Origin of the sequence: Pseudomonas lalkuanensis (genome assembly GCF_008807375.1) — a bacterium.
Taxonomy (GTDB): domain Bacteria; phylum Pseudomonadota; class Gammaproteobacteria; order Pseudomonadales; family Pseudomonadaceae; genus Metapseudomonas; species Metapseudomonas lalkuanensis.
The window spans coordinates 4,451,531-4,477,013 of the sequence record NZ_CP043311.1 but is presented as its reverse complement, the minus strand read 5'-3'; the positions used below and the strand labels follow the sequence as shown (position 1 = coordinate 4,477,013).

22 protein-coding genes are annotated in these 25,483 nt (G+C 64.0%); 16 read left to right on the top strand and 6 right to left on the bottom strand.

Going from position 1 to position 25,483, the window contains the following annotated elements; all coding sequences use genetic code 11:
- Nucleotides 1–29: 29 nt before the first annotated feature.
- The 6 genes from cmoB to lon form a co-directional block, all read right to left on the bottom strand.
- The gene (gene cmoB, locus FXN65_RS20765) at nucleotides 30–998 is read right to left on the bottom strand and encodes a tRNA 5-methoxyuridine(34)/uridine 5-oxyacetic acid(34) synthase CmoB (RefSeq protein ID WP_151135936.1); all 969 of its coding nucleotides are present in this window, start codon (nucleotides 996–998) and stop codon (nucleotides 30–32) included.
- The gene (cmoA, locus tag FXN65_RS20760; RefSeq protein ID WP_151135934.1) at nucleotides 995–1,738 is read right to left on the bottom strand and encodes a carboxy-S-adenosyl-L-methionine synthase CmoA; all 744 of its coding nucleotides are present in this window, start codon (nucleotides 1,736–1,738) and stop codon (nucleotides 995–997) included. Before cmoA ends, cmoB begins: the two co-directional genes overlap by 4 nt.
- 65 nt (nucleotides 1,739–1,803) lie before the next feature.
- The gene (locus tag FXN65_RS20755) at nucleotides 1,804–2,376 is read right to left on the bottom strand and encodes a hypothetical protein (protein WP_151135932.1); all 573 of its coding nucleotides are present in this window, start codon (nucleotides 2,374–2,376) and stop codon (nucleotides 1,804–1,806) included.
- Between the two features lie 26 nt (nucleotides 2,377–2,402).
- Nucleotides 2,403–3,092: a lysoplasmalogenase gene (locus tag FXN65_RS20750; RefSeq protein ID WP_151135931.1), complete on the bottom strand. Its 690-nt coding sequence runs from the start codon at nucleotides 3,090–3,092 to the stop codon at nucleotides 2,403–2,405.
- 91 nt (nucleotides 3,093–3,183) lie between these two features.
- Entirely contained in the window at nucleotides 3,184–3,588 is a 405-nt protein-coding gene (locus FXN65_RS20745; RefSeq protein WP_151135929.1) for a protease inhibitor I42 family protein, read from the bottom strand.
- A 66-nt stretch (nucleotides 3,589–3,654) separates the two neighbouring features.
- Nucleotides 3,655–6,054: an endopeptidase La gene (lon, locus tag FXN65_RS20740; RefSeq protein WP_151135927.1), complete on the bottom strand. Its 2,400-nt coding sequence runs from the start codon at nucleotides 6,052–6,054 to the stop codon at nucleotides 3,655–3,657.
- Between the two features lie 147 nt (nucleotides 6,055–6,201).
- Here lon and FXN65_RS20735 point away from each other — a divergent pair, with 147 nt between their 5' ends.
- The 16 genes from FXN65_RS20735 (at nucleotide 6,202) to ltaE (ending at nucleotide 25,323) form a co-directional block, all read left to right on the top strand.
- The gene (locus FXN65_RS20735) at nucleotides 6,202–6,954 is read left to right on the top strand and encodes an AraC family transcriptional regulator (protein ID WP_151135925.1); all 753 of its coding nucleotides are present in this window, start codon (nucleotides 6,202–6,204) and stop codon (nucleotides 6,952–6,954) included.
- A 601-nt stretch (nucleotides 6,955–7,555) separates the two neighbouring features.
- The gene (putP, locus tag FXN65_RS20730; RefSeq protein ID WP_151135923.1) at nucleotides 7,556–9,049 is read left to right on the top strand and encodes a sodium/proline symporter PutP; all 1,494 of its coding nucleotides are present in this window, start codon (nucleotides 7,556–7,558) and stop codon (nucleotides 9,047–9,049) included.
- A 279-nt stretch (nucleotides 9,050–9,328) separates the two neighbouring features.
- Nucleotides 9,329–11,284 carry an acetate--CoA ligase gene (gene acs / locus FXN65_RS20725; protein WP_151135921.1) on the top strand — a complete coding sequence of 652 codons (1,956 nt, stop codon included), beginning with the start codon at nucleotides 9,329–9,331 and terminating at the stop codon, nucleotides 11,282–11,284.
- A 570-nt stretch (nucleotides 11,285–11,854) separates the two neighbouring features.
- Entirely contained in the window at nucleotides 11,855–12,637 is a 783-nt protein-coding gene (locus FXN65_RS20720) for an ABC transporter substrate-binding protein (RefSeq protein WP_151135919.1), read from the top strand.
- A 107-nt stretch (nucleotides 12,638–12,744) separates the two neighbouring features.
- Nucleotides 12,745–13,434, top strand: a complete 690-nt coding sequence (locus FXN65_RS20715; RefSeq protein ID WP_151135918.1) for an ABC transporter permease — start codon at nucleotides 12,745–12,747, stop codon at nucleotides 13,432–13,434.
- Nucleotides 13,431–14,129 carry an ABC transporter permease gene (locus FXN65_RS20710; RefSeq protein WP_151135916.1) on the top strand — a complete coding sequence of 233 codons (699 nt, stop codon included), beginning with the start codon at nucleotides 13,431–13,433 and terminating at the stop codon, nucleotides 14,127–14,129. Before FXN65_RS20715 ends, FXN65_RS20710 begins: the two co-directional genes overlap by 4 nt.
- A 31-nt stretch (nucleotides 14,130–14,160) precedes the next feature.
- Nucleotides 14,161–14,925, top strand: coding sequence for an arginine/ornithine transport ATP-binding protein AotP (gene aotP / locus FXN65_RS20705; protein ID WP_151135914.1), 765 nt, complete (start codon nucleotides 14,161–14,163; stop codon nucleotides 14,923–14,925).
- Between the two features lie 96 nt (nucleotides 14,926–15,021).
- Nucleotides 15,022–16,008 carry a transcriptional regulator ArgR gene (argR, locus tag FXN65_RS20700; protein WP_151135912.1) on the top strand — a complete coding sequence of 329 codons (987 nt, stop codon included), beginning with the start codon at nucleotides 15,022–15,024 and terminating at the stop codon, nucleotides 16,006–16,008.
- Nucleotides 16,009–16,383: 375 nt separating this feature from the next.
- Nucleotides 16,384–17,604 carry an aspartate aminotransferase family protein gene (locus tag FXN65_RS20695; protein ID WP_151135910.1) on the top strand — a complete coding sequence of 407 codons (1,221 nt, stop codon included), beginning with the start codon at nucleotides 16,384–16,386 and terminating at the stop codon, nucleotides 17,602–17,604.
- Nucleotides 17,605–17,757: 153 nt separating this feature from the next.
- Nucleotides 17,758–18,774, top strand: a complete 1,017-nt coding sequence (gene aruF / locus FXN65_RS20690; protein ID WP_151135908.1) for an arginine/ornithine succinyltransferase subunit alpha — start codon at nucleotides 17,758–17,760, stop codon at nucleotides 18,772–18,774.
- 115 nt (nucleotides 18,775–18,889) lie between these two features.
- Nucleotides 18,890–19,912 (top strand): arginine N-succinyltransferase, encoded by a 1,023-nt coding sequence (astA, locus tag FXN65_RS20685; RefSeq protein WP_151135906.1) that lies wholly within the window; start codon nucleotides 18,890–18,892, stop codon nucleotides 19,910–19,912.
- Nucleotides 19,913–21,376 (top strand): succinylglutamate-semialdehyde dehydrogenase, encoded by a 1,464-nt coding sequence (gene astD / locus FXN65_RS20680; RefSeq protein WP_151135904.1) that lies wholly within the window; start codon nucleotides 19,913–19,915, stop codon nucleotides 21,374–21,376.
- Entirely contained in the window at nucleotides 21,373–22,719 is a 1,347-nt protein-coding gene (gene astB, locus FXN65_RS20675; protein ID WP_151135902.1) for an N-succinylarginine dihydrolase, read from the top strand. Before astD ends, astB begins: the two co-directional genes overlap by 4 nt.
- Nucleotides 22,720–22,729: 10 nt before the next feature.
- Nucleotides 22,730–23,014, top strand: coding sequence for a topoisomerase II (locus FXN65_RS20670; protein WP_151135900.1), 285 nt, complete (start codon nucleotides 22,730–22,732; stop codon nucleotides 23,012–23,014).
- 9 nt (nucleotides 23,015–23,023) lie between these two features.
- Nucleotides 23,024–24,022 (top strand): succinylglutamate desuccinylase, encoded by a 999-nt coding sequence (gene astE / locus FXN65_RS20665; RefSeq protein ID WP_151135898.1) that lies wholly within the window; start codon nucleotides 23,024–23,026, stop codon nucleotides 24,020–24,022.
- Between the two features lie 296 nt (nucleotides 24,023–24,318).
- Nucleotides 24,319–25,323, top strand: a complete 1,005-nt coding sequence (gene ltaE / locus FXN65_RS20660; RefSeq protein WP_151135896.1) for a low-specificity L-threonine aldolase — start codon at nucleotides 24,319–24,321, stop codon at nucleotides 25,321–25,323.
- The last annotated feature ends 160 nt before the right edge of the window (nucleotides 25,324–25,483 follow it).

Genomic DNA, 25,483 nt, shown 5'->3' with positions numbered 1-25,483 from the left:
ATGAATTCGCTCCCACATGGCGGCCTGTATCAGGGCTTGCGTGCGATCAGTACGGCGCGGGCCGGTGCCGGGAGGCCTTCGATGGTGCGGCTGTGATCGGCAGGGTCGAGGAATTCGGGCAGGGACTGGAAGCGCATCCAGTCGGTGCTGCGTTGCTCTTCCACGCTGGTGTAGCTGACATCCACGCAACGCACATCCACGTAGCCCGCGCGGCGCAGCCACAATTCCAGTGCCGGCACCGAAGGCAGGAACCAGACGTTGCGCATCTGCGCGTAGCGGTCCTCGGGCACCAGCACCTGCTGGGCGTCGCCTTCCACCACCAGGGTTTCCAGCACCAGCTCGCCACCTCGGCGCAGACAGTCCTTGAGGTCGAACAGGTGGTCGATGGGCGAGCGGCGATGGTAGAGCACACCCATGGAGAACAGGGTATCAAAGCCTTCCAGCTTCGGCGGCAGTTCTTCCAGCGCCAGCGGCAGGTGCCAGGCGGGGAGGTCGGGCAGGAAGCGCTTCATGGCCAGGAACTGGCAGAAGAACAGCCAGTTGGGATCGATGCCCACCACGCAATCAGCGCCTGCGCCCAGCATGCGCCACTGGTAGTAGCCATTGCCGCAGCCGACATCCAGCACGCGGCGGCCGCGCAGGTCCAGATGCGGCGCGACCCGCGACCACTTCCAGTCCGAGCGCCACTCGGTGTCGACGTGCACACCGAACAGTTCAAAGGGGCCTTTGCGCCAGGGAATCAGCCCCTGCAACGCGGCTTTCAGTGCGGCTCGCGTGGCATCGTCGCAGGGGCCGTCGAGCAGGAAGCGCTGTGCCAGTTCCACCTGCTGTGGTTGCAGGGGCGGCAGGGCATCGACCGCCGCGCCCCAACGCTCGAGGTCGCCGTGGCCGACCGCCAGCTTGGCGTCGAGTTGCGCGGGCAGGTCGGCTGCCCAGTCCTGCAGGTTTGTGCCCGCCAGTCGTTGTTGCAGGGCGTCGAGGTCCAGCGTTCGAATCATGGCAGGGCGATCAGCGAAGCGAAGTTGAGGCACTGGAACCAGGGCACGACCTTGGAGAATCCCGCTGCCAGCAGGCGCTCGCGGTGTTCTTCCAGGCTGTCCGGGTGCATGACGTTTTCCAGCGCGCTGCGTTTCTGGGCGATTTCCAGCTCGCTGTAGCCATTGGCGCGCTTGAACGCGATATGCAGCTCGGTGAGCAGTTGGTGCTCCTCGGCATCTTCGAAGCGCAGCTTCTCGGAGAGGATCAGCGCGCCGCCAGGCATCAGCGCCTTGTGGATGCGGGAGAGGAGTTCGACGCGGTGCTCGCGGGGCACGAATTGCAGGGTGAAGTTCATCGCCACCAGCGAGCAGGGCTGGAAGTCCAGGGCGAGGATGTCGGCCTCGACCACCTCCACCGGCAGCAGCTCCTGGAACATGGCGTCCTGGGCATGCAGGTACTCCCGGCAGCGTTCCACCATGGCGCTGGAGTTATCCACAGCGATGACCTTGCAGCCGTCGGTTTTCACATGGCGGCGCAGGGCCTGGGTCACGGCGCCGAGTGAGCTGCCCAGGTCGTACAGCGGCGTATTCGGCTGGGCGAACTGCGCAGCCAGCACGCCGATGTTCTCGACGATGGTGGGATAACCCGGAACCGAGCGCTTGATCATGTCCGGAAAGACCCGGACCACGTCTTCATTGAAGGCGAAGTCGGCGACTTGGGCCTGGGGATTGGCGTAGATGCGATCGGGACTTTCGGTCACGGGCCGGTACCAGCAAGGGAAAAGGCCGGCATTCTAACGGACTGCGCGACGCGGCCAAACCTCCCTCACTTCAGCTGATCGGAAAAGAACTCTCCCGCGCCCTGCAATGGCCCCAGCGGGTTGCGCTTGACCTCGTGACGGCGGATGTTCGGCTCGCCGTTGCTCACCTTGTGCACCAGTACGTCATCCACCAGCACGAACACCGCGCGGAAAACCCAGCCCTGGAGCTCGCGGTTCTTGCGGAAGTTGAAGACGTCCGCCCAGAAGTTGCCCACCCGCTGGGTATCGGTCTTGGTGAACTCGAAGGCGTAGCCGATGCAGCGATCCTTGGCTTCCAGGCACTTCATCAAGCCTTCGGGCAGGTAATCGATAGGCACGTTGGGCTGGACGAACATCAGGCGCACGTCGATGAACGAGAGCATCTTGCCATTCCCCTCGATCAGCGGATCGAAGCCCAGGGAGAACAGCTCGGGGCGTGTCGTTCGGCCCGGTACCGCCTGTGAATAGCGGGCTTCCGCATCGGAGTAACTGCGAAAGGGCGACAGGACTTCAGCTCGTTCGCTGGGCAGCAGACTACCGCAACCCGCGATAGCAACTGCACAGCACAGCAAGCACCACAGTCGAACCAGGTTACCCATCACGCCCTCCCCATTTGAGTGCCCGCCTATTTGCTATAGCCGATTTCCCGGGATGGCGCTGACGGTTTTTTTGGGGATGTCGGGGTGGTCAACATGGCCACCACGGAGGCTGCGATTGCCCATTGACCCAACCAGTAGCTGAGGATGATCAGGTAGCTCGCGCCACTGAAGGGGGAGACGAAACGGTTGATGCCGATCAGGCTGTCCGACACTACGAAGAGAGCCGCCCCGCCCGCTGCCAGCAGTGCCGATTGGCGGTCGAGATCATGACCCAGGCGGGCTAGGGCGCGCCAAAGCATTGCGCTGATGGCCAGCGCGTAGCAGGCGACTGGCACCAGCAGGGCGCCAAGCCCGCCCGAGGCGAGCAGGGTGAAGATGGCAGTTCCGCAGCCGGCGGCCACCAGCAGTGAGAGTGGGGCCAGACGGCGGGTGTCCTGCAGGTAGGCGCGCAGGTAGGCCAGGTGGGCGAGGAGGAAGGCGCCGAGGCCGAACACGAACAGGTCGGCCGGCCATTCCAGCAGCATGTCGCCCACTACGGAGAATGCGAGGCCGATGGCGATCCAGCGGCGATAAGCCCCGACAGGTGTGCGACGCAACCAGATCAGTAACGCGATGACAGGGATTGGTTTGCTGATGAAGCACAACCAGTCGAGGTCCAGCGCGAGTCCGCTGAGAAAGGCCAGTGCGCCGGCGAGTCCGAAGAACAGGGTTCCCATGAATGCTCCTGCGAGTCCGTCAGGGCATCACTATGGAAAGGCGCCGCCGCACCCGCCAGGCGGCGGACGCCAACGGCGCAGTCATTTGGCGCTACTTGACGCTGATCTGGCAGTCGAAGCTTTCCACCGGGGCCACGTCGGCTTCCCAGGGGCGCTGGTAGTCAAGGTGCAAGCGACCTTCGCCGGGCTGGCTGGCCTTGAAGCGCCAGGTGGATTGCCCGGCGCTGCCCACGAGACCTGCATCCTCCGGCGTCGAGTAGACCTCCGGGCCGAGGCTCCGCAGCACGTTGGTGGCGGCATCGCGCATCACCCAGCGGAAGCCGGTGGTGGGATTGCTCGGCAGGGTCAGCACGAGGGGTTGGCCCTGGCTGAGGGACAGCGGGCAATCATCCTGCTGGTCCTGGACCACAACCGGGCCGGTCTTCTGTTGGGCGCAGGCGGCCAGCAGGGCGAGGGCCAGGGGCAACAGCAGGCGAGGGGAGGGGACGAGGGACATCGGCGGCTCCATCGGTCAAGGGCGGGGGTCAGCATAACGGCTGACCCCGCCCTTGCGTAGGGCCTGTCAGTCGAACAGCACCTTCGCCACATCGCTGAAGCGCCGCGCGAAGTGCACGGTAAGGTCTTCCTTGAGGTAATCCGGCAGCTCCTCGAAGGAACCCCGATTGGCTTCCGGCAGGATCAACTCGTGGATCTTCTGCCGGCGCGCGGCGATGACCTTCTCGCGTACGCCGCCAATGGGCAGGACCTGGCCGGTCAGGGTCAGTTCTCCGGTCATGGCCACGCCCTTCTTCGGCGCCTGGTTGCGCGCCAGGGAGAGCAGTGCGCTGGCCATGGTGATACCGGCGCTGGGGCCATCCTTGGGCGTGGCGCCTTCCGGTACGTGGAGGTGGACGAAGGCCTGGTCGAAGAAGCCCGCGTCGCCGCCATAGCGCTTGAGGTGCGAGCTGATATAGCTGTAGGCGATCTCGGCTGACTCCTTCATCACGTCACCCAACTGGCCGGTGAGCTTGAAGCCGCGATTCAGCGTGTGGATGCGCGTCGCTTCGATGGGCAGCGTGGCCCCGCCGAGGCTGGTCCAGGCCAGTCCGGTGATCACGCCGACGCCCGCCAGCAGCTGTTCCTTGCGGAATGGCGCCAGCCCCAGGTAGTGCTCCAGGTCCTTCTGGCCGACCTTGATCTTCGCCTCGGGCTCTTCCAGCAGGCGCACGACGGATTTGCGGATGATCTTGCCGAGCTGCTTCTCGAGTTGGCGCACCCCGGCTTCGCGCGCATAGCCCTCGATCACCGAGGTCATTGCGCCGTCGGTGATGGACAGGCGCTCCTTCGGCACTCCGGTGCGCTCCAGCAGGCGTGGCCAGAGGTGGCGCTTGGCGATGGCGTGCTTCTCTTCGGTGATGTAGCCGGACAGGCGAATGGTCTCCATACGGTCCAGCAGCGGGCCGGGAATGGAGTCCAGGGTGTTGGCGGTGCAGATGAACAGCACCTTGGACAGGTCCAGGCGCAGGTCCAGGTAGTGGTCGAGGAATTCGACGTTCTGCTCCGGGTCCAGGGTCTCCAGAAGCGCGGAGGCCGGGTCGCCCTGGTAACTGGCGCCGAGCTTGTCGATCTCGTCGAGCATGATGACGGGGTTCATCACCTCCACCTCCTTCAACGCCTGCACCAGCTTGCCGGGCAGGGCGCCGATGTAGGTGCGGCGGTGACCCTTGATTTCGGCTTCGTCGCGCATGCCGCCGACGCTGAAGCGATAGAAGGGGCGGCCCAGGGATTCGGCGATGGATTTGCCGATGCTGGTCTTGCCCACGCCGGGCGGGCCCACCAGCAGCACGATGGAACCGGAGATTTCACCCTTGAAGGCGCCGACCGCGAGGAACTCGATAATGCGGTTCTTCACGTCGTCCAGCCCGGCGTGGTGCTTGTCCAGCACCTTGCGGGCGTGCTTGAGGTCGAGCTTGTCTGTGCCGTAGACGCCCCAGGGGACCGAGGTGGCCCAGTCCAGGTAGTTGCGGGTGACCGCGTACTCCGGCGACCCGGTCTCCAGGATCGACAGCTTGTTCATCTCTTCGTCGATGCGCTTCTTCGCCTGGTCGGGCAGCACCTTGCCTTCCAGGCGCTGGGCGAACTGCTCGCTGTCGGCGCTGCGGTCGTCCTTGGTGATGCCCAGCTCCTGCTGGATCAGCTTGAGCTGCTCCTTGAGGAAGAATTCGCGCTGGTGCTGGCCGATCTTGCGGTTCACCTCGGCGGAAAGCTCGCTCTGCAACCGCGCCATTTCCACTTCCTTGCGCAGCAGTGGCAGCACCTTCTCCATGCGCTTGAGGATCGGCACTGTGTCCAGCACCTCCTGCAGTTCCCGGGCGGGCGCAGTGGTCAGCGCGGCGGCGAAGTCGGTCAGCGGCGATGGATCGTTGGGGCTGAAGCGATTGAGGTAGTTCTTCAGTTCCTCGCTGTACAGCGGGTTGAGCGGCAGCAACTCCTTGATCGCGTTGATCAGCGCCATGCCATAGGCCTTGACCTCGTCGCGCGGGTCCTGGGGGCTCTGTGGATAATCGACCTCCACCAGGTAGGGCGGACGGTGGCGCTTGAGCCAGCCGCGAATACGCACGCGGGACAGGCCCTGGGCCACGAACTGCAGCTTGCCGCCTTCGCGGCTGGCGTGGTGCACCCGCACCAGCGTGCCGTGTTCGGGCAAGGTGCTGGGGTCGAAGTGGCGCGGGTCTTCCGGCGGGTTCTCCATGAAGAACAGTGCCAGGCAGCGATGGTCGGTCTTGGCCACCAGCTCCAGGGTCTCGGCCCAGGGTTCTTCGTTGACGATCACCGGCAGTACCTGGGCCGGGAAGAACGGGCGGTTGTGGATGGGAATGATGTAGACCTTGTCGGGCAGGGTCTGGCCGGGCAACACCAGGCCTGTCCGCTGGCTTGAAGTGGCTTCTTCGACGATGTCGGCGTTGATGTCCTGATCGCTCATGGGGGCACCTGGCAGTTGGCTTACCCAGGCTAGATGGGGCGGAGCGGAAGGCTTTTCAACCGCTCGCCGAAGTGCGCCTCTGCCGGATGGCGCTGTGCAACCCGGGTTGCGACGGCTAGAATGAGCAAATTTTGATCAAGCCGTCCCATGTTCGAAGCTCGTCTCCTGCGCCTGGACGATCAGGCCCACCACCACGCCCATGACCATCACCAGTTGGTGATGTCCCTTGCCGGCCGCGCCGAGTTCGAGGTGGATGGCCGTGGCGGTGAGGTTTGCCGCATGCGTGCGTGCCTGGTGCCGGGGGATGCCGGACACGAGTTCGCCGGCGTAGGCGAGAACCGCATGTTGATCCTCGACCTGGATGAGCAGGGCACCTCCGCCGAAGACCAGGAGCTGCTCGGCCGCCTGTTCGAGGCGCCGCGCTATCCGGAGCTGGACGCCGACTTCCAGAACCTGCTGAGCTACGCCGGCGCCGAACTCGCGCGCTACGGCAGCGACCCGATGCTGGCCCGGTCCCTCGGCGGAATCCTGCTGCGCGCCCTGTACCTGCGGCTGTTTGGCGAGGTGAAGCGACGGCCGGTGGGCAGCCTCGATGTCGAGCGTCTGGACGGCTACATACGGGAAAACCTGTCGCGGCGGATCAGTGTGGCGGAACTGGCCCAGGCGGCCTGTCTGAGCCCGAGTCACTTCCATGCCCAGTTCAAGGACAGCCTGGGCCTGACGCCCCACCAGTATCTGCTCAAGACCCGCCTTGATCGCGCCGCACGCCTGCTACGGGAAAGCGACCAGCCGCTGGTGCGCATTGCTGAAGAGTGCGGTTTCTCCAGCCAGAGCGCGCTGACCACTGCCATGCGCCGCTACCTCGGGCTTACCCCCAAGCGACTGCGCGGCAACGAATAAATCCCCTTGCCAGCCACTGCAGCGGGTCGCCAGGGCGGCCGGTCATCCATTTCTCGAAGTTGCTGTTCGGGTGCAACCGTTTTATCCATGCTCGGGCTGGTTGTACCTGCTTGGCGCAACCGGCATTTATCGATTCACCTGCGGGATTTTGCTGAGTGTGCGATTTCATGGGCTTGGCGCCGGGTTGCACCTTTTGGCGGAAAGTTCCCTCAATCAGAGTTTTCCGCAAATAAATCAGAGAATCTGACAAGAAAGGCGGAGTGCCATATCTCTAAATTCCGCACTCGCCTTCCGGGGTCCAAATGGGAATCGTTCTTGCGAGCCCGGGTGGATGTACTAGACCGAGCATTAGCGCTGTTTGCAGATGTGCCGGGAGCGTCATGGATTCGTGCGATGGGCCAGGTCCACCGGGGCTGGTCCGTCGTCGCATTGGTGGGACCGGATGCCCAGCGTCAATTGCCCGATCGGGATTGCACCGGCCCCCTGGCCGAGGTGGTCGGGAAGTAAACCGGTGGTCGCCACGAGCGTCCGCCAAATAGCAACCAAGGGAGCGGACTACCCGCCGCCCCCGAATAAAAACAATCGAGCAGGGGAGACCCCCATGAGTATGAGCAACCCGATGCTGATCACTTTCGTGATCTATATCGCGGCCATGGTGCTGATCGGCTTTGCCGCCTATCGCTCCACCAATAACCTTTCCGACTACATCCTGGGTGGCCGCAGCCTCGGTAGCTTCGTTACCGCGCTGTCCGCCGGCGCCTCCGACATGAGTGGCTGGCTGCTGATGGGCCTGCCGGGTGCCGTCTACCTCTCCGGTCTCTCCGAAAGCTGGATCGCCATTGGCCTGATCATCGGTGCCTACCTCAACTGGCTGCTGGTTGCCGGCCGTCTGCGTGTGCAGACCGAGCACAACGGCAACGCCCTGACCCTGCCGGATTACTTCACCAACCGTTTCGAAGACAACAGCCGCATCCTGCGCATCTTCTCCGCCGTGGTGATCCTGGTGTTCTTCACCATCTACTGCGCTTCCGGCGTCGTGGCCGGTGCCCGCCTGTTCGAGAGCACCTTCGGCATTTCCTACGAAACCGCCCTGTGGGCCGGTGCCGCCGCCACCATCTGCTACACCTTCGTCGGTGGTTTCCTGGCTGTGAGCTGGACCGACACCGTCCAGGCCAGCCTGATGATCTTCGCCCTGATCCTCACCCCGATCATCGTGATGATCGCCACCGGCGGCATGGACACCACCTTCATGGCAATCGAAATGAAGGACGCGGCCAACTTCGACATGCTCAAGGGCGCCAGCTTCGTCGGCGTGGTCTCCCTGCTCGCCTGGGGCCTGGGCTACTTCGGCCAGCCGCACATCCTGGCGCGCTTCATGGCTGCCGACTCGGTCAAATCCATTCCGAACGCCCGCCGTATCTCCATGGCCTGGATGATCTTCTGCCTGGCCGGCGCCGTAGCCGTGGGCTTCTTCGGTATCGCCTATTTCTCCGCTCACCCGGAACAGGCTGGTGCCGTTACCGCCAACCACGAGCGCGTGTTCATCGAGCTGGCCAAGATCCTCTTCAACCCGTGGATCGCCGGCGTGCTGCTGTCCGCCATCCTGGCTGCGGTCATGTCCACCCTGAGCTGCCAGCTGCTGGTGTGCTCCAGTGCCCTGACCGAAGACTTCTACAAGGCCTTCTTCCGCAAGAACGCCAGCCAGGCCGAACTGGTCTGGGTCGGCCGCGGCATGGTGCTGCTGGTGGCCGTGATTGCCATCGCCATCGCCGCTGACCCGGAAAGCAAGGTACTGGGCCTGGTGTCCTACGCCTGGGCCGGTTTCGGCGCTGCCTTCGGCCCGGTGGTGATCCTGTCCCTGATCTGGAAAGGCATGACCCGTAACGGCGCCCTGGCCGGCATGATCCTCGGTGCCGTCACCGTCGTGCTCTGGAAGAACTTCTTCGGCTGGACTGGTCTGTATGAAATCGTTCCGGGCTTCATCCTTTGCACCCTCGGCATCCTGATCTTCAGCCGCATCGGCAATGGCCCGTCGGCCGCGATGATCAAGCGCTTCGACGAGGCCGAGAAGGAATACCAGGACGCCCACGTCTGACACTGTGCGGCACGCGGCCGGTCGTCCGCGTGCCGTGCTCCGGGTCGATCCCGGGCTCTCACCAACGACCCGATAGTGCTTCACCGGCCCATGTCCCTGGATATGGGCCGGTTTTTTTTGCGCTGTGGATAAGTGATCGCGAGCCTGGCCGGCAATACGCGATTTTCGCTGCTTCGACCATAGTCCGGGTTTGGTAAGACCATGGTCGAATGGCCCTACAGAAGGGCGGGGGATACAAAAGGCGCCATACAAAAACAACTACCCACCGAGGTAAGACCCATGAGTGCTGCTTCTCTGTATCCGGTCCGCCCTGAAGTGGCCGCCAAGTCCCTCACCGACGAAGCGACCTACAAAGCCATGTACCAGCAATCTGTCATCAACCCCGATGGATTCTGGCGTGAACAGGCCAAGCGCCTGGACTGGATCAAGCCTTTCACCAAGGTGAAGCAGACCTCCTTCGACGATCACCACGTCGACATCAAGTGGTTCGCCGACGGCAGCCTAAACGTCTCCGCCAACTGCCTGGATCGCCATCTCGCCGAGCGCGGCGACCAGCCGGCGATCATCTGGGAAGGCGATGATCCGGCCGAGCACGAAGTCATCACCTACCGCGACCTTCACGAGCGCGTCTGCAAGTTCGCCAACGCCCTGCGTGGCCAGGACGTGCACCGTGGCGACGTGGTGACCATCTACATGCCGATGATCCCGGAAGCCGTGGTCGCCATGCTGGCCTGTACCCGCATTGGCGCCATCCATTCCGTGGTGTTTGGCGGCTTCTCCCCCGAAGCCCTGGCCGGCCGCATCATCGACTGCAAATCCAAGGTGGTGATCACCTCCGACGAAGGCGTGCGAGGTGGCAAGAAGGTGCCGCTGAAGGCCAACGTCGATGACGCCCTGACCAACCCCGAAACCTGCAGCGTGCAGAAGATCGTCGTGGTCAAGCGCACCGGTGCCGACATCAAGTGGAACCAGCATCGCGACGTCTGGTACGAGGACCTGATGAAGGTCGCGTCCAGCCACTGCGCCCCGAAGGAAATGGGCGCCGAGGACCCGCTGTTCATCCTCTACACCTCCGGCTCCACCGGCAAACCCAAGGGCGTGCTGCACACCACCGGCGGCTATCTGGTCTACGCCTCGCTGACCCATGAGCGCGTGTTCGACTACCGCCCGGGCGAAGTCTTCTGGTGCACCGCCGACATCGGCTGGGTGACCGGTCACACCTACCTGGTCTACGGCCCTCTGGCCAACGGCGCCACCACCCTGATGTTCGAAGGCGTGCCGAACTACCCGGATGTCACCCGCGTGGCGAAGATCGTCGACAAGCACAAGGTGAACATCCTCTACACCGCGCCAACCGCCATTCGCGCCATGATGGCCGAAGGCAAGGCCGCGGTCGAAGGTGCCGATGGGTCCAGCCTGCGCCTGCTGGGTTCGGTGGGTGAGCCGATCAACCCGGAAGCCTGGCATTGGTACTACGAGAACGTCGGCCAGGGCCGTTGCCCGATCGTCGATACCTGGTGGCAGACCGAAACCGGCGCCTGCCTGATGACCCCGCTGCCGGGGGCCCATGCGCTGAAGCCGGGCTCCGCCGCGCGTCCCTTCTTCGGCGTGCAGCCGGCGCTGGTGGATAACCTGGGCAACATCATCGATGGGCCGGCCGAAGGCAACCTGGTGATCATCGACTCCTGGCCGGGTCAGGCCCGTACGCTGTTCGGCGACCACGACCGCTTCGTCGACACCTACTTCAAGACCTTCAAGGGCATGTACTTCACTGGCGACGGCGCCCGTCGCGATGAAGACGGCTACTTCTGGATCACCGGTCGCGTGGATGACGTGCTGAACGTCTCCGGCCACCGCATGGGGACGGCCGAAATCGAGAGCGCCATGGTTGCTCACTCGAAGGTGGCCGAGGCTGCGGTAGTAGGCGTGCCGCACGATATCAAGGGGCAGGGCATCTACGTCTACGTCACCCTGAATGCCGGCGAGGAAGCCTCCGAGCAGTTGCGCCAGGAACTCAAGGCCTGGGTGCGCAAGGAGATCGGTCCGATCGCCACCCCGGATGTGATCCAGTGGGCTCCGGGCCTCCCGAAGACCCGCTCGGGCAAGATCATGCGCCGTATCCTGCGCAAGATCGCCGTCGCCGAATACGACGCCCTCGGCGACATCTCCACCCTGGCTGATCCCGGAGTGGTGCAGCACCTCATCGATACTCATCGCACCATGCAGGCCGCCTGATCGGAGCCTGTCGCAAAACCCCGCCCCGGCCACAAGCCGCGGCGGGGTTTTGCATTTCCGGCGTTATTGAATTCGCGATGCAGTTTGTCCACTTCCGACGGCAAATGCCGAATTCGTATCGGATTTCCGGTGGGCGAGGAGGGGGCAAGTAACAGGTGTGGTTACAACGCGCACTGAACTGGTTCCATCGGGAACGACTCGCGCTCATTCAAGGCGTTTTTCGCGCGCCCGGGAACAAGATGAAATTCGCCAGGCCTCGAGATAAAAGGCTTCAGTAATTTATGGTCCGATAATTGCCTTGTTTATTGGTTCTGTGCTTGATCTTCCCGGCACTTTTCTCGGTGCCTGTCAATCCTGTTTCTCCCTCTCTCCGGTCCTTCTGTAATTTGTTGTCGCATTGAAGAAATATCGACTTAAGGGGTGTGGCTAGAATGCCGCACACCCAGTCGGAGCCTTTTGCGCACGGCCTTCAGCCAGCAAAGACGACGACTCTTTCTACAATTTCGTGGACCGTCTGGGCGAACTCTCACGCTGCCAACAGAAGCCATATCCCTTTGAAGGAGTCATAACATGAAGAAGATTGCACTTCTCGGCGCCATGGCGCTGTCCCTGTTGTCGCCGCTGGCTGCTATCGCTGACGACGCCAAGCCCCTGCGCATTGGTATCGAAGCCGCTTACCCGCCCTTCGCCTTCAAGACTCCGGACGGCAAGATCACCGGCTTCGACTACGACATCGGCAACGCCCTGTGCGAGGAGATGAAGGTCAAGTGCCAGTGGATCGAGCAGGAGTTCGACGGCCTGATCCCGGCTCTGAAAGTACGCAAGTTCGACGCCGTGCTCTCCTCCATGACCATTACCGAAGAGCGCAAGAAGTCCGTGGACTTCACCGGCAAGTACTACCAGACCCCGGTCAAGCTGGCGATGAAGGCCGGCACCGTGATCAACGACCCGCTGGTGGACCTGAAGGGCAAGAAGGTTGGCGTGCAGCGCGCTTCCGTCTACGACCGCTACGCGACCGATGTCTTCGCACCCGCCGGTGTCGAGGTGGTGCGCTACAGCTCGCAGAACGAGATCTTCCTGGACATGACCGCCGGCCGCCTGGATGCCACCCTGGCCGACGCCGTGAACATCGACGACGGATTCCTCAAGACCGACGCCGGCAAGGGCTTCGCCCTGGTGGGGCCGGACTACACCGAGCAGAAGTACTTCGGTGAAGGCGCCGGTATCGCCGTGCGCAAGGGTGACAAGGCCCTGGCCGACAAGATCACTGCTGCCATTGCCGCCATTCGTGCCAATGGCAAGTACAAGGAAGTACAGGACAAGTACTTCACCTTCGACGTCTACGGCGAGTAATCGCTTTTCCTTGAAAGTGGCACAAACTTCAGATTGCGGTTTGTGCCACTTTTTCGTTGTGGCGGTGCCGCCTGGTGCAACCCGGCGCGCTGCATGAGGATCTGATCATGCTCAACGGCTACGGCTCGACCATTCTCGATGGTGCCTGGCTCACCCTGCTGCTGGCCCTGTCTTCCATATCCCTGGCGGTGGTGCTCGGCCTGGTGGGTGCGGCCTTCCGGCTTTCCCCGGTCAAGTGGCTGGCCCTGATGGGTGAAGCCTATGCCACCGTGATTCGCGGTATTCCCGATCTGGTGCTGATCCTGCTGATTTTCTACGGCGGCCAGCAGCTGGTGAACGTCGTGGCTCCCATGGTCGGCTATGAGGACTACATCGACCTCGATCCGTTCTGGTCCGGTGTCTTCACCCTCGGCTTCATCTTCGGTGCGTACCTGTCCGAAACCTTCCGTGGCGCCTTCATGGCGATTCCTAAAGGGCAGGGCGAGGCGGGCCTGGCCTACGGCATGAGCGGGACCAAGGTGTTCTTCCGCATCCTGGTGCCGCAGATGATCCGTCTGGCGATTCCCGGCTTCACCAACAACTGGCTGGTGATGACCAAGGCCACTGCGCTGATCTCGGTGGTCGGCCTGCAGGACATGATGTTCAAGGCCAAGAGTGCAGCGGACGCGACCCGTGAACCCTTCACCTTCTATCTCGCGGTTGCCGCGCTCTATCTGGTGCTGACCAGCATTTCCCTGCTGGCCCTGCGCTTCATGGAGCGGCGCTACTCCGTAGGCATCAAGGCGGCTGAACTATGATCTTCGACTACAACGTGATCTGGGAGAGCCTGCCGCTCTACTTCGGTGGCGTGCTGGTAACCCTCAAGCTCCTGGCGATTTCCCTCGCCCTCGGCCTGGCTGCGGCCGTGCCGCTGGCGCTTATGCGGGTGTCGAAGCAGCCGTGGGTGAACCTCCCCGCCTGGCTCTACACCTATGTGATCCGCGGCACCCCGATGCTGGTGCAGCTGTTCCTCATCTACTACGGCCTGGCCCAGTTCGAGTGGGTGCGCGAGAGCGCGCTCTGGCCCTACCTGTCCAATGCGACTTTCTGCGCCTGCCTGGCCTTTGCCATCAACACCAGCGCCTATACCGCAGAAATCCTTGCCGGCAGCATCAAGGCCACGCCTCACGGCGAAATCGAAGCGGCCAAGGCCATGGGCATGTCCCGCGCCAAGCTCTATCGCCGCATCCTGCTGCCGTCGGCCCTGCGCCGTGCGCTGCCGCAGTACAGCAACGAAGTCATCATGATGCTGCACACCACCAGCCTGGCGTCCATCGTCACCCTGATCGACATCACCGGCGCCGCGCGTACCGTGAACTCGCAGTACTACCTGCCGTTCGAGGCCTTCATCACGGCCGGTCTGTTCTATCTCTGCCTGACCTTCATCCTGGTGCGCCTGTTCAAGGCCGCCGAGCGCCGCTACCTGGCCTACCTGGCCCCGCGCAAGGCCTGACTTTCCACGAATCGCACAGAGAGCCCCCACCATGTACAAACTGGAAGTCCAAGACCTGCACAAGCGCTACGGCAGCCACGAAGTGCTCAAGGGCGTGTCCCTGGCGGCCAAGGCCGGCGACGTCATCAGCATCATCGGCTCGAGCGGCTCGGGCAAAAGTACCTTCCTGCGCTGCATCAACATGCTGGAGCAGCCCCACGGCGGCAAGATCCTCCTCAATGGCGAGGAGCTGAAGCTCGTAGCCAACCGCGACGGCGGCCTGAAGGCGTCCGATCCCAAGCAGCTGCAGCGCATGCGCTCGCGCCTGGCGATGGTGTTCCAGCACTTCAACCTGTGGTCGCACATGAGCGCCCTGGAGAACGTGATCGAAGCGCCCGTGCATGTGCTCGGCGTGCCGAAGAAGGAAGCCATCGAAAAGGCCGAGCACTACCTGGCCAAGGTGGGCGTGGCCCATCGCAAGGATGCCTACCCGGCGCACATGTCCGGCGGTGAGCAGCAGCGCGTGGCCATCGCCCGTGCCCTGGCCATGGAGCCGGAGGTGATGCTGTTCGACGAACCCACCTCGGCGCTGGACCCGGAGCTGGTGGGCGAAGTGCTGAAGGTGATGAAGGACCTGGCCGTGGAAGGCCGCACCATGGTTGTGGTGACGCACGAAATGGGCTTTGCCCGTGAGGTGTCCAACCAGCTGGTGTTCCTGCACAAGGGCCTGGTGGAAGAGCGCGGTTGCCCGAAGGAAGTGCTGGCCAACCCGCAATCCGATCGCCTCAAGCAGTTCCTCTCCGGCAGCCTGAAGTGATCCACGACGCGGCGGCCCCAGGGCCGCCGCACCGCATTCGAAACCCTGTTTCGCCTTGTCCCTTTCCTTTTGCCGGGGTCTGCTAAGCTGCCTGCCATGACTGCCCATCGAATCACCTTTCTCCTCTGGCCCGGTACCAAGGCGCTGACCCTGGCGCTGGCCGAGGAAGCCCTGCGTGTCGCCCAGCGACTGCATCCGGAAGTGGTTTACGAGATCTCCTTCCTGCAGGCCGAACCGGCTGCCGAAGGTGCCTGGCGCCTGCCGGGCGAGGCCTGGGCCGGCAAGCTGGATGGCCTGCAGCGCCTGTTCCTGGTGGCCGACGAGCCGCCAGCGCAGATATCCCCGGCCCTCTCCGCGGCGATCAAGCATTCGGTGCGTGCCGGTTGCGTGGTTGGTGGCCTTTCCGCTGGCGTGTATCCCCTGGCGCACCTGGGGCTGCTGGATGGCTATCGCGCGGCAGTGCACTGGCGCTGGCAGGACGATTTCGCCGAACGTTTTCCCAAGGTGATCGCCACCAGTCATCTGTTCGACTGGGATCGCGACCGTCTCACCGCTTGCGGTGGCCTGGCGGTGCTCGACCTGCTGCTGGCCGTACTGGCCCGCGACCATGGCGCCGAGTTGGCGGGTGCGGTCTCCGAAGAGCTCGTCGTGGAGCGTATCCGTGAAGGCGGGGAGCGCCAGCGCATCCCGTTGCAGAACCGTCTGGGTTCCAGCCATCCGAAGCTGACCCAGGCCGTGCTGCTGATGGAAGCCAATATTGAAGAGCCGCTGACCACCGACGAGATTGCCCAGCACGTCTGTGTGTCCCGTCGCCAACTGGAGCGCATCTTCAAGCAATACCTCAATCGCGTGCCCAGCCAGTACTACCTGGAACTGCGCCTGAACAAGGCGCGGCAGATGCTGATGCAGACCAGCAAATCGATCATCCAGATCGGCCTGTCCTGCGGCTTCTCTTCCGGCCCGCACTTCTCCAGCGCCTACCGCAACTTCTTCGGCGTCACCCCGCGCGAAGACCGCAACCAGCGCCGCGGCGTCAGTCCCTTCGAAACCCAGCAGCCGGCGCCGGTGGCGGAGCGGGGCTAGAAAAACGCTTCCTTCCCTTGTGGGAGCGAATTCATTCGCGATTGCAGGGGGTGGTCCTGCGTCTGGTAACCCAGGACCGCTATGCGGTCCTTTCGCGAATGAATTCGCTCCCACGATCTCCTTCCTCTTCCTCTTCCTCTTCCTCTTCCTCTTTCGATACCCGCCAGTCACCCCGTGGAGAAAATTTCCCGACGGGTGCGTAGCGGCGGCGATCAGCGTTTAAACTGCGCCTTCCCGACGCTTTCTGTCGCATTTCCATAAGCGCCGGTTTTCGCGGGGGTGGCGCTGTAAGAAGTTGTCGCATGGCGGCAATGCCAACCCCGAATCAGTCCCTACAATCCTTTCATCACTAGCCGTTCATGGCAGGAGAAACTGATGTCCGTTGAGCATGCGCAGGTCGAGCGCGCCGATTTCGACAAGGTGATGGTTCCCAACTACGCCCCCGCCGCTTTCATCCCGGTGCGTGGCCAGGGTTCCCGAGTCTGGGACCAGTCCGGTCGCGAGCTGATCGATTTTGCCGGCGGTATCGCAGTGAACTCCCTGGGCCATGCGCACCCCGCGCTGGTCAATGCGCTGACCGAACAGGCCAACAAGATCTGGCACGTATCCAACGTCTTCACCAACGAGCCGGCCCTGCGCCTGGCCAAGAAGCTGGTGGACGCCACCTTTGCCGAGCGCGTGTTCCTCGCCAACTCCGGTGCCGAGGCCAACGAAGCGGCCTTCAAGCTGGCCCGTCGTTATGCCCATGACGTCTATGGCCCGCAGAAGCACGAAATCATCTCCGCCACCAACAGCTTCCACGGTCGTACCCTGTTCACCGTGACCGTTGGCGGCCAGCCGAAGTACTCCGACGGCTTCGGTCCGAAGATGGAAGGCATCAGCCATGTGCCCTACAACGACCTGGAAGCCCTGAAGGCGGCCATCTCCGACAAGACCTGCGCCGTGGTCCTGGAACCCGTGCAGGGCGAGGGCGGCGTGCTGCCGGCGGACAAGGCCTACCTGGAAGGCGCGCGCAAGCTGTGTGACGAACACAACGCGCTGCTGATCTTCGACGAAGTGCAGAGCGGCATGGGCCGTACCGGCCACCTGTTCGCCTACGAACACTACGGCGTGACCCCGGACATCCTCTCCAGCGCCAAGAGCCTGGGCGGCGGTTTCCCCATCGGCGCCATGCTGACCACCACCGAAATCGCCAAGCACCTGTCGGTAGGCACCCACGGCACCACCTATGGCGGCAACCCGCTGGCGTGCGCCGTAGCCGAGGCCGTGCTGGATGTGATCAATACCCCGGAAGTGCTGAGCGGTATCAATGCCAAGCATGACCGCTTCAAGACCCGCCTCGAGGCCATCGGCGCCAAGTACGGCATCTTCACCGAAGTTCGTGGTTTGGGCCTGCTGATCGGCGCCGTCCTCTCCGATGCCTGGAAGGGCAAGGCGAAGGACGTGCTGAACGCCGCCGAGAAGGAAGCCGTGATGGTTCTGCAGGCCAGCCCGGACGTGGTGCGCTTCGCGCCCAGCCTGGTGATCCCGGATGCGGACATCGACGAAGGCCTGGACCGCTTCGAGCGTGCCGTCGCCAAGCTGACCCAGGCGTAAGCCTCTGCTGGACGCAGCGCAGGGAAGCGCTGCGCTGCGATCCCAGGGACGGAACAGATTCACGCATGAGTGCGGGCCATTGGGGCCCGGCTTTTCTCCGGATGGAACCACTGGTTCGTTCGGAGTTTTCAACAAGAAAAAGGAGTGACCCCCATGTTGGTGATGCGCCCCGCGCAAATGGCCGATCTCGCTGAAGTCCAGCGTCTGGCTGCGGATAGCCCCGTGGGTGTCACTTCGTTGCCGGATGACGCCGAGGTGCTGGGCGAGAAGATTGCCGCGTCCGAGGCGTCTTTCTCCGCCGAGGTGAGCTTCAACGGCGAGGAGAGCTACTTCTTCGTCCTCGAGGACACCGCGACCGGTCGCCTGGCGGGTTGCTCGGCGATCGTCGCTTCCGCCGGCTTCTCCGAGCCCTTCTACAGCTTCCGCAACGAGACCTTCGTGCATGCCTCTCGTTCGCTTTCGATCCACAACAAGATCCACGTTCTCTCGCTCTGCCACGACCTGACCGGCAACAGCCTGCTGACCAGCTTCTATGTCGAGCGCGACCTGGTGAACACCCCCATCGCCGAGCTCAACTCCCGTAGCCGCCTGCTGTTCATGGCCAGCCACCCGGAGCGGTTCGCCGATGCCGTGGTGGTGGAGATAGTCGGTTACAGCGACGAACACGGCGAGTCGCCGTTCTGGGATGCCGTGGGGCGCAACTTCTTCGACCTCAATTACACCGAGGCCGAGCGCCTGTCCGGCCTGAAGAGCCGCACCTTCCTCGCCGAACTGATGCCGCATTACCCGATCTACGTGCCGCTGCTGCCGGATGAAGCCCAGGAGTCCATGGGCCAGGTGCACCCGCGTGCGCAGATCACTTTCGACATCCTGATGCGTGAAGGCTTCGAGACCGACAACTACATCGACATCTTCGATGGCGGCCCGACCCTTCACGCCCGTACCTCGAGCATCCGCTCCATCGCGCAGAGCCGCATGGTGCCAGTGAAGCTGGGCGAGCAGGGCAAGGGCGGTCGCCAGTACCTGGTGTGCAACGGCCAGTTGCAGGATTTCCGCGCCATCGTCGCCGAACTCGACTGGGTTCCCGGCAAGCCTGTGGTGCTCGGCGAAGAAGCCGCCGAGGCCCTCGGGGTTGGCGAAGGCGCCAGCGTCCGCCTGATCGCGGTTTGAGTCTTTGACCCTCCTCCCGCCGGGAGGAGGTGGCCCCTGGTGGGGCCGGATGAGGGCACGGCCCTCTCCCTGGCTGCCTTCCCGGACGGAAGGGAGCGAAATTTCTGGAGGCACTATGATCGTTCGTCCCGTACGCAGCGCCGACTTACCGGCCCTGATCGACCTGGCGCGCAGCACCGGCGCGGGCCTGACCACGCTGCCGGCCAATGAGGCGCGCCTGTCGCATCGCGTCGGCTGGGCGGAGAAGGCATTCCGTGGTGAGGCCGAGCGGGCCGACGCGGATTACCTCTTCGTGCTCGAGGACGACGATGGCACCGTCATCGGCATTTCCGCCGTGGCTGGCGCCGTGGGCCTGCGCGAGCCCTGGTACAACTACCGGGTCGGCCTGACTGTCAGTGCCTCCCAGGAGCTGCACATCCACCGCCAGATCCCCACGCTGTTCCTGGCCAACGACCTGACCGGCAATTCCGAGCTCTGCTCGCTGTTCCTGCATGCCGGCCACCGCACCGGCCTGAAGGGGCGTCTGCTGTCCAAGGCGCGCTTCCTGTTCATCGCGGAATTCCCCGAGCTGTTCGGTGACAAGGTGATCGCCGAGATGCGTGGCATGTCCGATGCCAATGGCGTTTCGCCGTTCTGGGAAAGCCTCGGCCGGCATTTCTTCAAGATGGAATTCTCTCGCGCCGACTACCTCACCGGCGTCGGCAACAAGGCGTTCATCGCCGAACTGATGCCCAAGTTCCCGCTCTACACCTGCTTCCTCTCCGAAGCCGCGCGCAATGTCATCGGTCGCGTGCACAGCGACACCGAGCCGGCACTGGCGATGCTCAAGGGGGAAGGATTCAGCTACCAGGGCTACGTCGACATCTTCGACGCCGGCCCGGCCATCGAATGCGAAACGTCGAAGATCCGCGCCGTGCGCGATAGCCAGAACCTGGTCCTGGCCGTCGGCACCCCTGGCGAAGACGCCACGCCTTTCCTGATCCACAACCGCAAGCGCGAAGACTGCCGCATCACCGCTGCTCCGGCCCGCCTGGCGGCCGGGACCCTGGTGGTGGATGCGCTGACCGCCAAGCGCCTGAAACTCTCCGCCGGCGCTTCGGTTCGCGCCGTACCGCTGTCGGCCAAGGAGTCCGTCTAAATGAGCACCCATTTCATCGCTGGTAACTGGCAGGCAGGGCAGGGCGAAGCCTTCGATTCGCTGAACCCGGTAACCCAGGAGGCCGTCTGGTCCGGCCGTGGCGCCAATGCCGCCCAGGTGGACGAAGCCGTGAAGGCCGCCCGTGCCGCTTTCCCGGCCTGGGCCCGTCGCCCGCTGGAAGAGCGCATCACCATCCTCGAGCAGTTCGCAGTTACCCTGCGCAACCATGCCGACGAACTCGCTCGCTGCATTGGCGAAGAAACCGGCAAGCCCTTGTGGGAGTCGGCCACCGAAGTGACCAGCATGGTCAACAAGGTCGCCATCTCCATCCAGAGCTACCGCGAGCGCACCGGCGAGAAAAGCGGACCGCTGGCGGACGCCACTGCGGTGCTGCGCCACAAGCCCCACGGCGTGGTGGCCGTTTTCGGTCCCTACAACTTCCCGGGCCACCTGCCCAACGGGCACATCGTGCCGGCGCTGCTGGCGGGCAACGCGGTGATCTTCAAGCCCAGTGAGCTGACCCCGAAGGTCGCCGAGCTGACGGTGAAGTGCTGGGTCGAGGCCGGTCTGCCGGCTGGCGTCTTGAACCTGGTGCAGGGCGCTCGTGAAACCGGCGTGGCCCTGGCCGGCAATCCGGGTATCGACGGCCTGTTCTTCACCGGTTCCAGCCGCACCGGCAACCTGCTGCACCAGCAGTTCGCCGGCCGTCCGGACAAGATCCTCGCCCTGGAGATGGGCGGCAACAACCCGCTGGTGGTCGACCAGGTCCAGGACGTGGATGCCGCTGTCTACACCATCATCCAGTCCGCCTTCATTTCCGCCGGCCAGCGCTGCACCTGCGCCCGCCGCCTGCTGGTGCCCGAAGGCGCCTGGGGCGACGCCCTGCTGGCGCGCCTGGTGAGCGTCGCCAGCACCATCAAGGTCGGCGCGTTCGACGCCCAGCCCGCGCCCTTCATGGGCTCGGTAATTTCCCTGGACGCCGCCCGTCACCTGCTCAAGGCTCAGGAACACCTGATTGCTGGCGGCGCGGTGGCACTGCTGGCCATGTCCCAGCCGCTGCAAAATGCCGCGCTGCTGACCCCGGGCATCCTCGACGTGACCGCCGTTGCCGATCGTCCGGACGAAGAGTTCTTCGGCCCGCTGCTGCAGGTGATCCGCTACCGCGACTTCGATTCCGCCATCGCCGAGGCCAATGCCACCCAGTACGGCCTGGCCGCCGGCCTGCTGTCGGACTCCGCCGAGCGCTACCAGCAGTTCCTCATCGAGAGCCGCGCCGGCATCGTCAACTGGAACAAGCAACTGACCGGCGCCGCCAGCAGTGCGCCCTTCGGTGGTGTCGGCGCCTCCGGCAACCATCGCGCCAGCGCCTACTACGCCGCTGATTACTGCGCCTACCCGGTGGCCTCGCTGGAAAGCGAAACCCTTGCCCTGCCTGCAACCCTTACTCCAGGAGTCAGCCTGTGAACGCCTATGAAGTGAACTTCGACGGACTGGTCGGCCCGACCCACAACTACGGTGGCCTGTCCTACGGTAACGTCGCCTCGCAGAGCAACAGCCAGGCGACCTCCAACCCGAAGGAAGCCGCACTGCAGGGCCTGGGCAAGATGAAGGCGCTGATGGAAATGGGCTTCAAGCAGGGCGTGTTCGCCCCGCAGGAGCGTCAGGACGTCGCCGCCCTGCGCAGCCTGGGCTTCTCCGGCACCGATGCGGAAGTCATCGCCAAGGCCGCCAAGGAAGCCATGCCGCTGCTGGCTGCCTGCAGCTCGGCCTCCAGTATGTGGACCGCCAACTCCTGCACCGTCAGCCCCAGCGCCGACACTGCGGACGGCCGTGTGCATTTCACCGCTGCCAACCTGAATTGCAAGTTCCACCGTTCCATCGAGCACCCGACCACCAGTCGCGTGCTGGGCGCCATGTTCGCCAACGACAAGTTCTTCGCTCACCACGCAGCCCTGCCGGCGGTCGGCCAGTTCGGCGACGAGGGTGCTGCCAACCACACCCGTTTCTGCAACGGTTACGGTCAAGCCGGTGTCGAGTTCTTCGTCTTCGGTCGTAGCGCGTTCGACGCCCGCTACCCCTCCCCGCAGCGCTACCCGGCACGGCAGACCCTGGAAGCCAGCCAGGCGATCGCCCGTCTCCATGGGCTGGGCGCGGAAGGCGTGGTCTACGCTCAGCAGAACCCCGCGGTGATCGACCAGGGCGTGTTCCACAACGACGTGATCTCGGTGGGTAATGGCGAAGTGCTGTTCTACCACGAGGATGCCTTCCTCGAGACCGACAAGGTGCTGGCCGAACTGGATGGCAAGCTGGGCAAGCGTGGCGGCCGCTTCCAGGCGGTGCGTGTGCCGCGCAGTGCGGTGAGCGTGGAGGATGCGGTGCGCTCCTACCTGTTCAACAGCCAGCTGCTCAGCCGCGCCGACGGCAGCATGCTGTTGATCGTGCCGGAAGAGTGCCGTGCCAACGCCAACGTCTGGAGCTACCTGAACGAGTTGACCTCCGCTCAGGGTCCGATTCGCGAAGTGAAGGTCTTCGACCTCAAGCAGAGCATGCAGAACGGCGGTGGTCCGGCTTGCCTGCGCCTGCGCGTGGCACTGAAGGAACATGAGCTGGCGGCGGTGAACCAGGGGGTGATGATGACCCCGGAGCTCCACGCCACCCTGACCGCCTGGGTCGAGAAGCACTACCGTGACCGCCTCAGCGAATCCGACCTGGCCGACCCTCAATTGCTGTCGGAGTGCCGGACGGCATTGGATGAACTGACGCAGATCCTTAAACTGGGCGCTGTTTATCCCTTCCAGCTCAACTGAGAACCCTGAAATGTCCGACGCCCTGCAACTCATCCTCGAAGATACCGACGGCACCCAGCTCGAAACCTCCTGCACCCGGTTTGCCGTCGTCTGGCAGGGCAAGGAAGTCTGGATCCAGCAGGCTGGCAACGGCCAGCTGCTGATCGGCGTGGACGTCGAGGAAGACGACACCGAGTACGCCAACCTGCTGCTGCGCCCGCTGGCCACCAACCTGGTCAGCTTGCAGCTGGAGATGGAACCGGCTGACGCCGACGACGACCATGTGCATGGTCCCGACTGCGATCACGATCATTGAGGTAACAGGATGCTAGCCCTCGGAAAACTGCTTGAACTGACCCTCGCCGGCCGTGAGCCGACCGAGAAGATCCAGCTGACATCCGGGGGCGTGCGCCTGCACTGGCTGGGCGAGGGGGCGCTGGACGTCACCCCGCCGGCCGCCGAAGACACTGGGCTCGACCTGCTGCTTTCGGCCGGGGTGCACGGTAACGAAACCGCTCCGATCGAACTGCTGGACCGCCTGCTCCAGGCCATTGCCCGTGGCCAGCTCAAGCCGCGCGCCCGCATTCTCTTCCTGCTGGGCAACCCCGAAGCCATTCGTCGCGGTGAGCGCTACGTCGAGCAGGACGTCAATCGCCTGTTCAATGGTCGCCACGCCGAATCCAGCGGTTTCGAAGCCATGCGCGCCGGAGAGCTGGAGCGCTACGCCGCCGCCTTCTTCAGCAAGCCTGATCGCGCCCGCCTGCACTACGACCTGCACACTGCCATCCGTGGCTCGAAGATCGAACAGTTCGCCCTCTATCCCTATGTGGAAGGCCGCGAGCATTCGCGCCAGGAACTGGCTCGCCTGCGGGACGCCGGCATCGATGCCGTGCTGCTGCAGAACAAGACCGGCATCACCTTCAGTTCCTACACCTACGCAAGTCTGGATGCAGAGGCCTTCACCCTGGAGCTGGGCAAGGCACGGCCTTTCGGCAGCAACGAGGAGGTCAATCTCGACCGCCTCGAAACGCGCCTGAAGGCGCTGATCGAAGGGAGTGAGCCGAAGACCGACGGTGACAGCCTGGACGGGCTGCAACTGTTCTCGGTATCGCGCGAGATCATCAAGCACAGCGAATCGTTCCAACTGCACCTGGCGCCTGATATCGAGAACTTCAGCGAATTGCCCGTGGGCTACCTGCTGGCCGAAGACATCGCGGGCACCCGCTGGGTCGTGGAAGAGCAGGGCGCCCGCATCATCTTCCCCAATCCCAGGGTGAAGAACGGTTTGCGTGCCGGGATTCTCATCGTTCCCGCCGACGTCTGAAACCTATCCAGGATCTGCTGCGCGTCGGCCCTGCTCCATTGAAAGCGGGCTGGAGCACCGGCCCGGTCGGAATGCTCATTTACAGCTCGCAAACTCCGCTTCCTCGCCAGCCTTGATTCGCTGGCGCTCACCCTTTGGGTCAGCCTTCGGCTGTTTCTCCCGTTGCTCGTTGCGCCTTGCATGGCGCTGGCTCGCAAGACCGTGAACAGATTCTGCGCCTTTATTTCTTTCTGTACCTGTACCCGTATGGCGCCGGGCTTTAGGATCGGGCTCTTCGCCCATCCAAGGAGCCCGGAATGAGCCTGATCGACCTGCGCAGCGACACCGTCACCCAACCCACCGCCGGCATGCGCGAGGCCATGCAGCGCGCCGAGCTGGGCGACGATGTCTATGGCGAAGACCCCACCGTGAACCGCCTCGAGGCGAGCCTGGCCGAGCGCCTGGGTTTCGAGGCGGCGCTCTTCGTGCCGACCGGCACCATGAGCAACCTGCTGGGACTGATGGCCCACTGCGAGCGTGGTGACGAGTACATCGTCGGCCAGCAGGCCCACACCTATAAGTACGAAGGTGGCGGCGCCGCCGTGCTGGGGTCCATCCAGCCCCAGCCCATCGACGGCGAAGCCGACGGCAGCCTGGATCTCGGTAGGGTCGAGGCCGCCATCAAGCAGGACGACTTCCACTTCGCCCGCACCCGGCTGCTGGCCCTGGAAAACACCATGCAGGGCAAGGTCCTGCCGCTGGAGTACCTGGCGGCGGCGCGCGAGCTGACCCGTCGTCGCGGCCTGGGCCTGCACCTGGACGGCGCCCGGCTGTACAACGCGGCGGTGAAGCAGGGGGTGGATGCCCGCGAGATCACCCGCCACTTCGACTCGGTTTCCGTCTGCCTGTCCAAGGGCCTCGGTGCGCCGGTGGGTTCTGTGCTCTGTGGTAGTGCGGCGTTGATTGCCAAGGCTCGGCGGCTGCGCAAGATGGTCGGCGGCGGCATGCGCCAGGCCGGCTTGCTGGCAGCGGCCGGACTTTATGCGCTGGATCACCAGGTCGAGCGCCTGGCGGAGGATCACGCCAATGCCGAGCGCCTGGGATCGGGGTTGCGGGAGCTGGGCCATGACGTCGAGCCGGTGCAGACCAACATGGTCTACGTGCAGGTCGGCGATCAGGCACGTGCCCTGGGCGAGTTCCTCGCCAGTCAGGGTATCCGTGTCAGCCCGGCCGCGCGCCTGCGCCTGGTTACCCACCTGGATGTGCAGGCCGCCGATATCGCCCGGGTGATCGAGGCTTTCGCCGCGTTCCGCCGCGCCTGAATCGGCGGCGTGCATAAATAGCCGCCATCTATCGCACAAAGAGACTATCCCGCTGGCGCAGGGCCGATATAATGCGGCCCTTTGCCGGTGATTCGTATGCCTGTCGCCAGACGGCTGCGAGTTTCGCGTGCAATGTTGGAAATAGGCGGGAACTGCCGGA

Excerpts from the sequence above, each read along its gene's own strand:
- cmoB (WP_151135936.1), bottom strand. The coding sequence starts at position 998 with ATGATTCGAACGCTGGACCTCGACGCCCTGCAACAACGACTGGCGGGC.
- FXN65_RS20755 (WP_151135932.1), bottom strand. The coding sequence starts at position 2,376 with ATGGGTAACCTGGTTCGACTGTGGTGCTTGCTGTGCTGTGCAGTTGCT.
- FXN65_RS20750 (WP_151135931.1), bottom strand. The coding sequence starts at position 3,092 with ATGGGAACCCTGTTCTTCGGACTCGCCGGCGCACTGGCCTTTCTCAGC.
- FXN65_RS20745 (WP_151135929.1), bottom strand. The coding sequence starts at position 3,588 with ATGTCCCTCGTCCCCTCCCCTCGCCTGCTGTTGCCCCTGGCCCTCGCC.
- lon (WP_151135927.1), bottom strand. The coding sequence starts at position 6,054 with ATGAGCGATCAGGACATCAACGCCGACATCGTCGAAGAAGCCACTTCA.
- FXN65_RS20735 (WP_151135925.1), top strand. The coding sequence starts at position 6,202 with ATGTTCGAAGCTCGTCTCCTGCGCCTGGACGATCAGGCCCACCACCAC.
- putP (WP_151135923.1), top strand. The coding sequence starts at position 7,556 with ATGAGTATGAGCAACCCGATGCTGATCACTTTCGTGATCTATATCGCG.
- acs (WP_151135921.1), top strand. The coding sequence starts at position 9,329 with ATGAGTGCTGCTTCTCTGTATCCGGTCCGCCCTGAAGTGGCCGCCAAG.
- FXN65_RS20720 (WP_151135919.1), top strand. The coding sequence starts at position 11,855 with ATGAAGAAGATTGCACTTCTCGGCGCCATGGCGCTGTCCCTGTTGTCG.
- FXN65_RS20715 (WP_151135918.1), top strand. The coding sequence starts at position 12,745 with ATGCTCAACGGCTACGGCTCGACCATTCTCGATGGTGCCTGGCTCACC.
- FXN65_RS20710 (WP_151135916.1), top strand. The coding sequence starts at position 13,431 with ATGATCTTCGACTACAACGTGATCTGGGAGAGCCTGCCGCTCTACTTC.
- aotP (WP_151135914.1), top strand. The coding sequence starts at position 14,161 with ATGTACAAACTGGAAGTCCAAGACCTGCACAAGCGCTACGGCAGCCAC.
- argR (WP_151135912.1), top strand. The coding sequence starts at position 15,022 with ATGACTGCCCATCGAATCACCTTTCTCCTCTGGCCCGGTACCAAGGCG.
- FXN65_RS20695 (WP_151135910.1), top strand. The coding sequence starts at position 16,384 with ATGTCCGTTGAGCATGCGCAGGTCGAGCGCGCCGATTTCGACAAGGTG.
- aruF (WP_151135908.1), top strand. The coding sequence starts at position 17,758 with ATGTTGGTGATGCGCCCCGCGCAAATGGCCGATCTCGCTGAAGTCCAG.
- astA (WP_151135906.1), top strand. The coding sequence starts at position 18,890 with ATGATCGTTCGTCCCGTACGCAGCGCCGACTTACCGGCCCTGATCGAC.
- astD (WP_151135904.1), top strand. The coding sequence starts at position 19,913 with ATGAGCACCCATTTCATCGCTGGTAACTGGCAGGCAGGGCAGGGCGAA.
- FXN65_RS20670 (WP_151135900.1), top strand. The coding sequence starts at position 22,730 with ATGTCCGACGCCCTGCAACTCATCCTCGAAGATACCGACGGCACCCAG.
- astE (WP_151135898.1), top strand. The coding sequence starts at position 23,024 with ATGCTAGCCCTCGGAAAACTGCTTGAACTGACCCTCGCCGGCCGTGAG.
- ltaE (WP_151135896.1), top strand. The coding sequence starts at position 24,319 with ATGAGCCTGATCGACCTGCGCAGCGACACCGTCACCCAACCCACCGCC.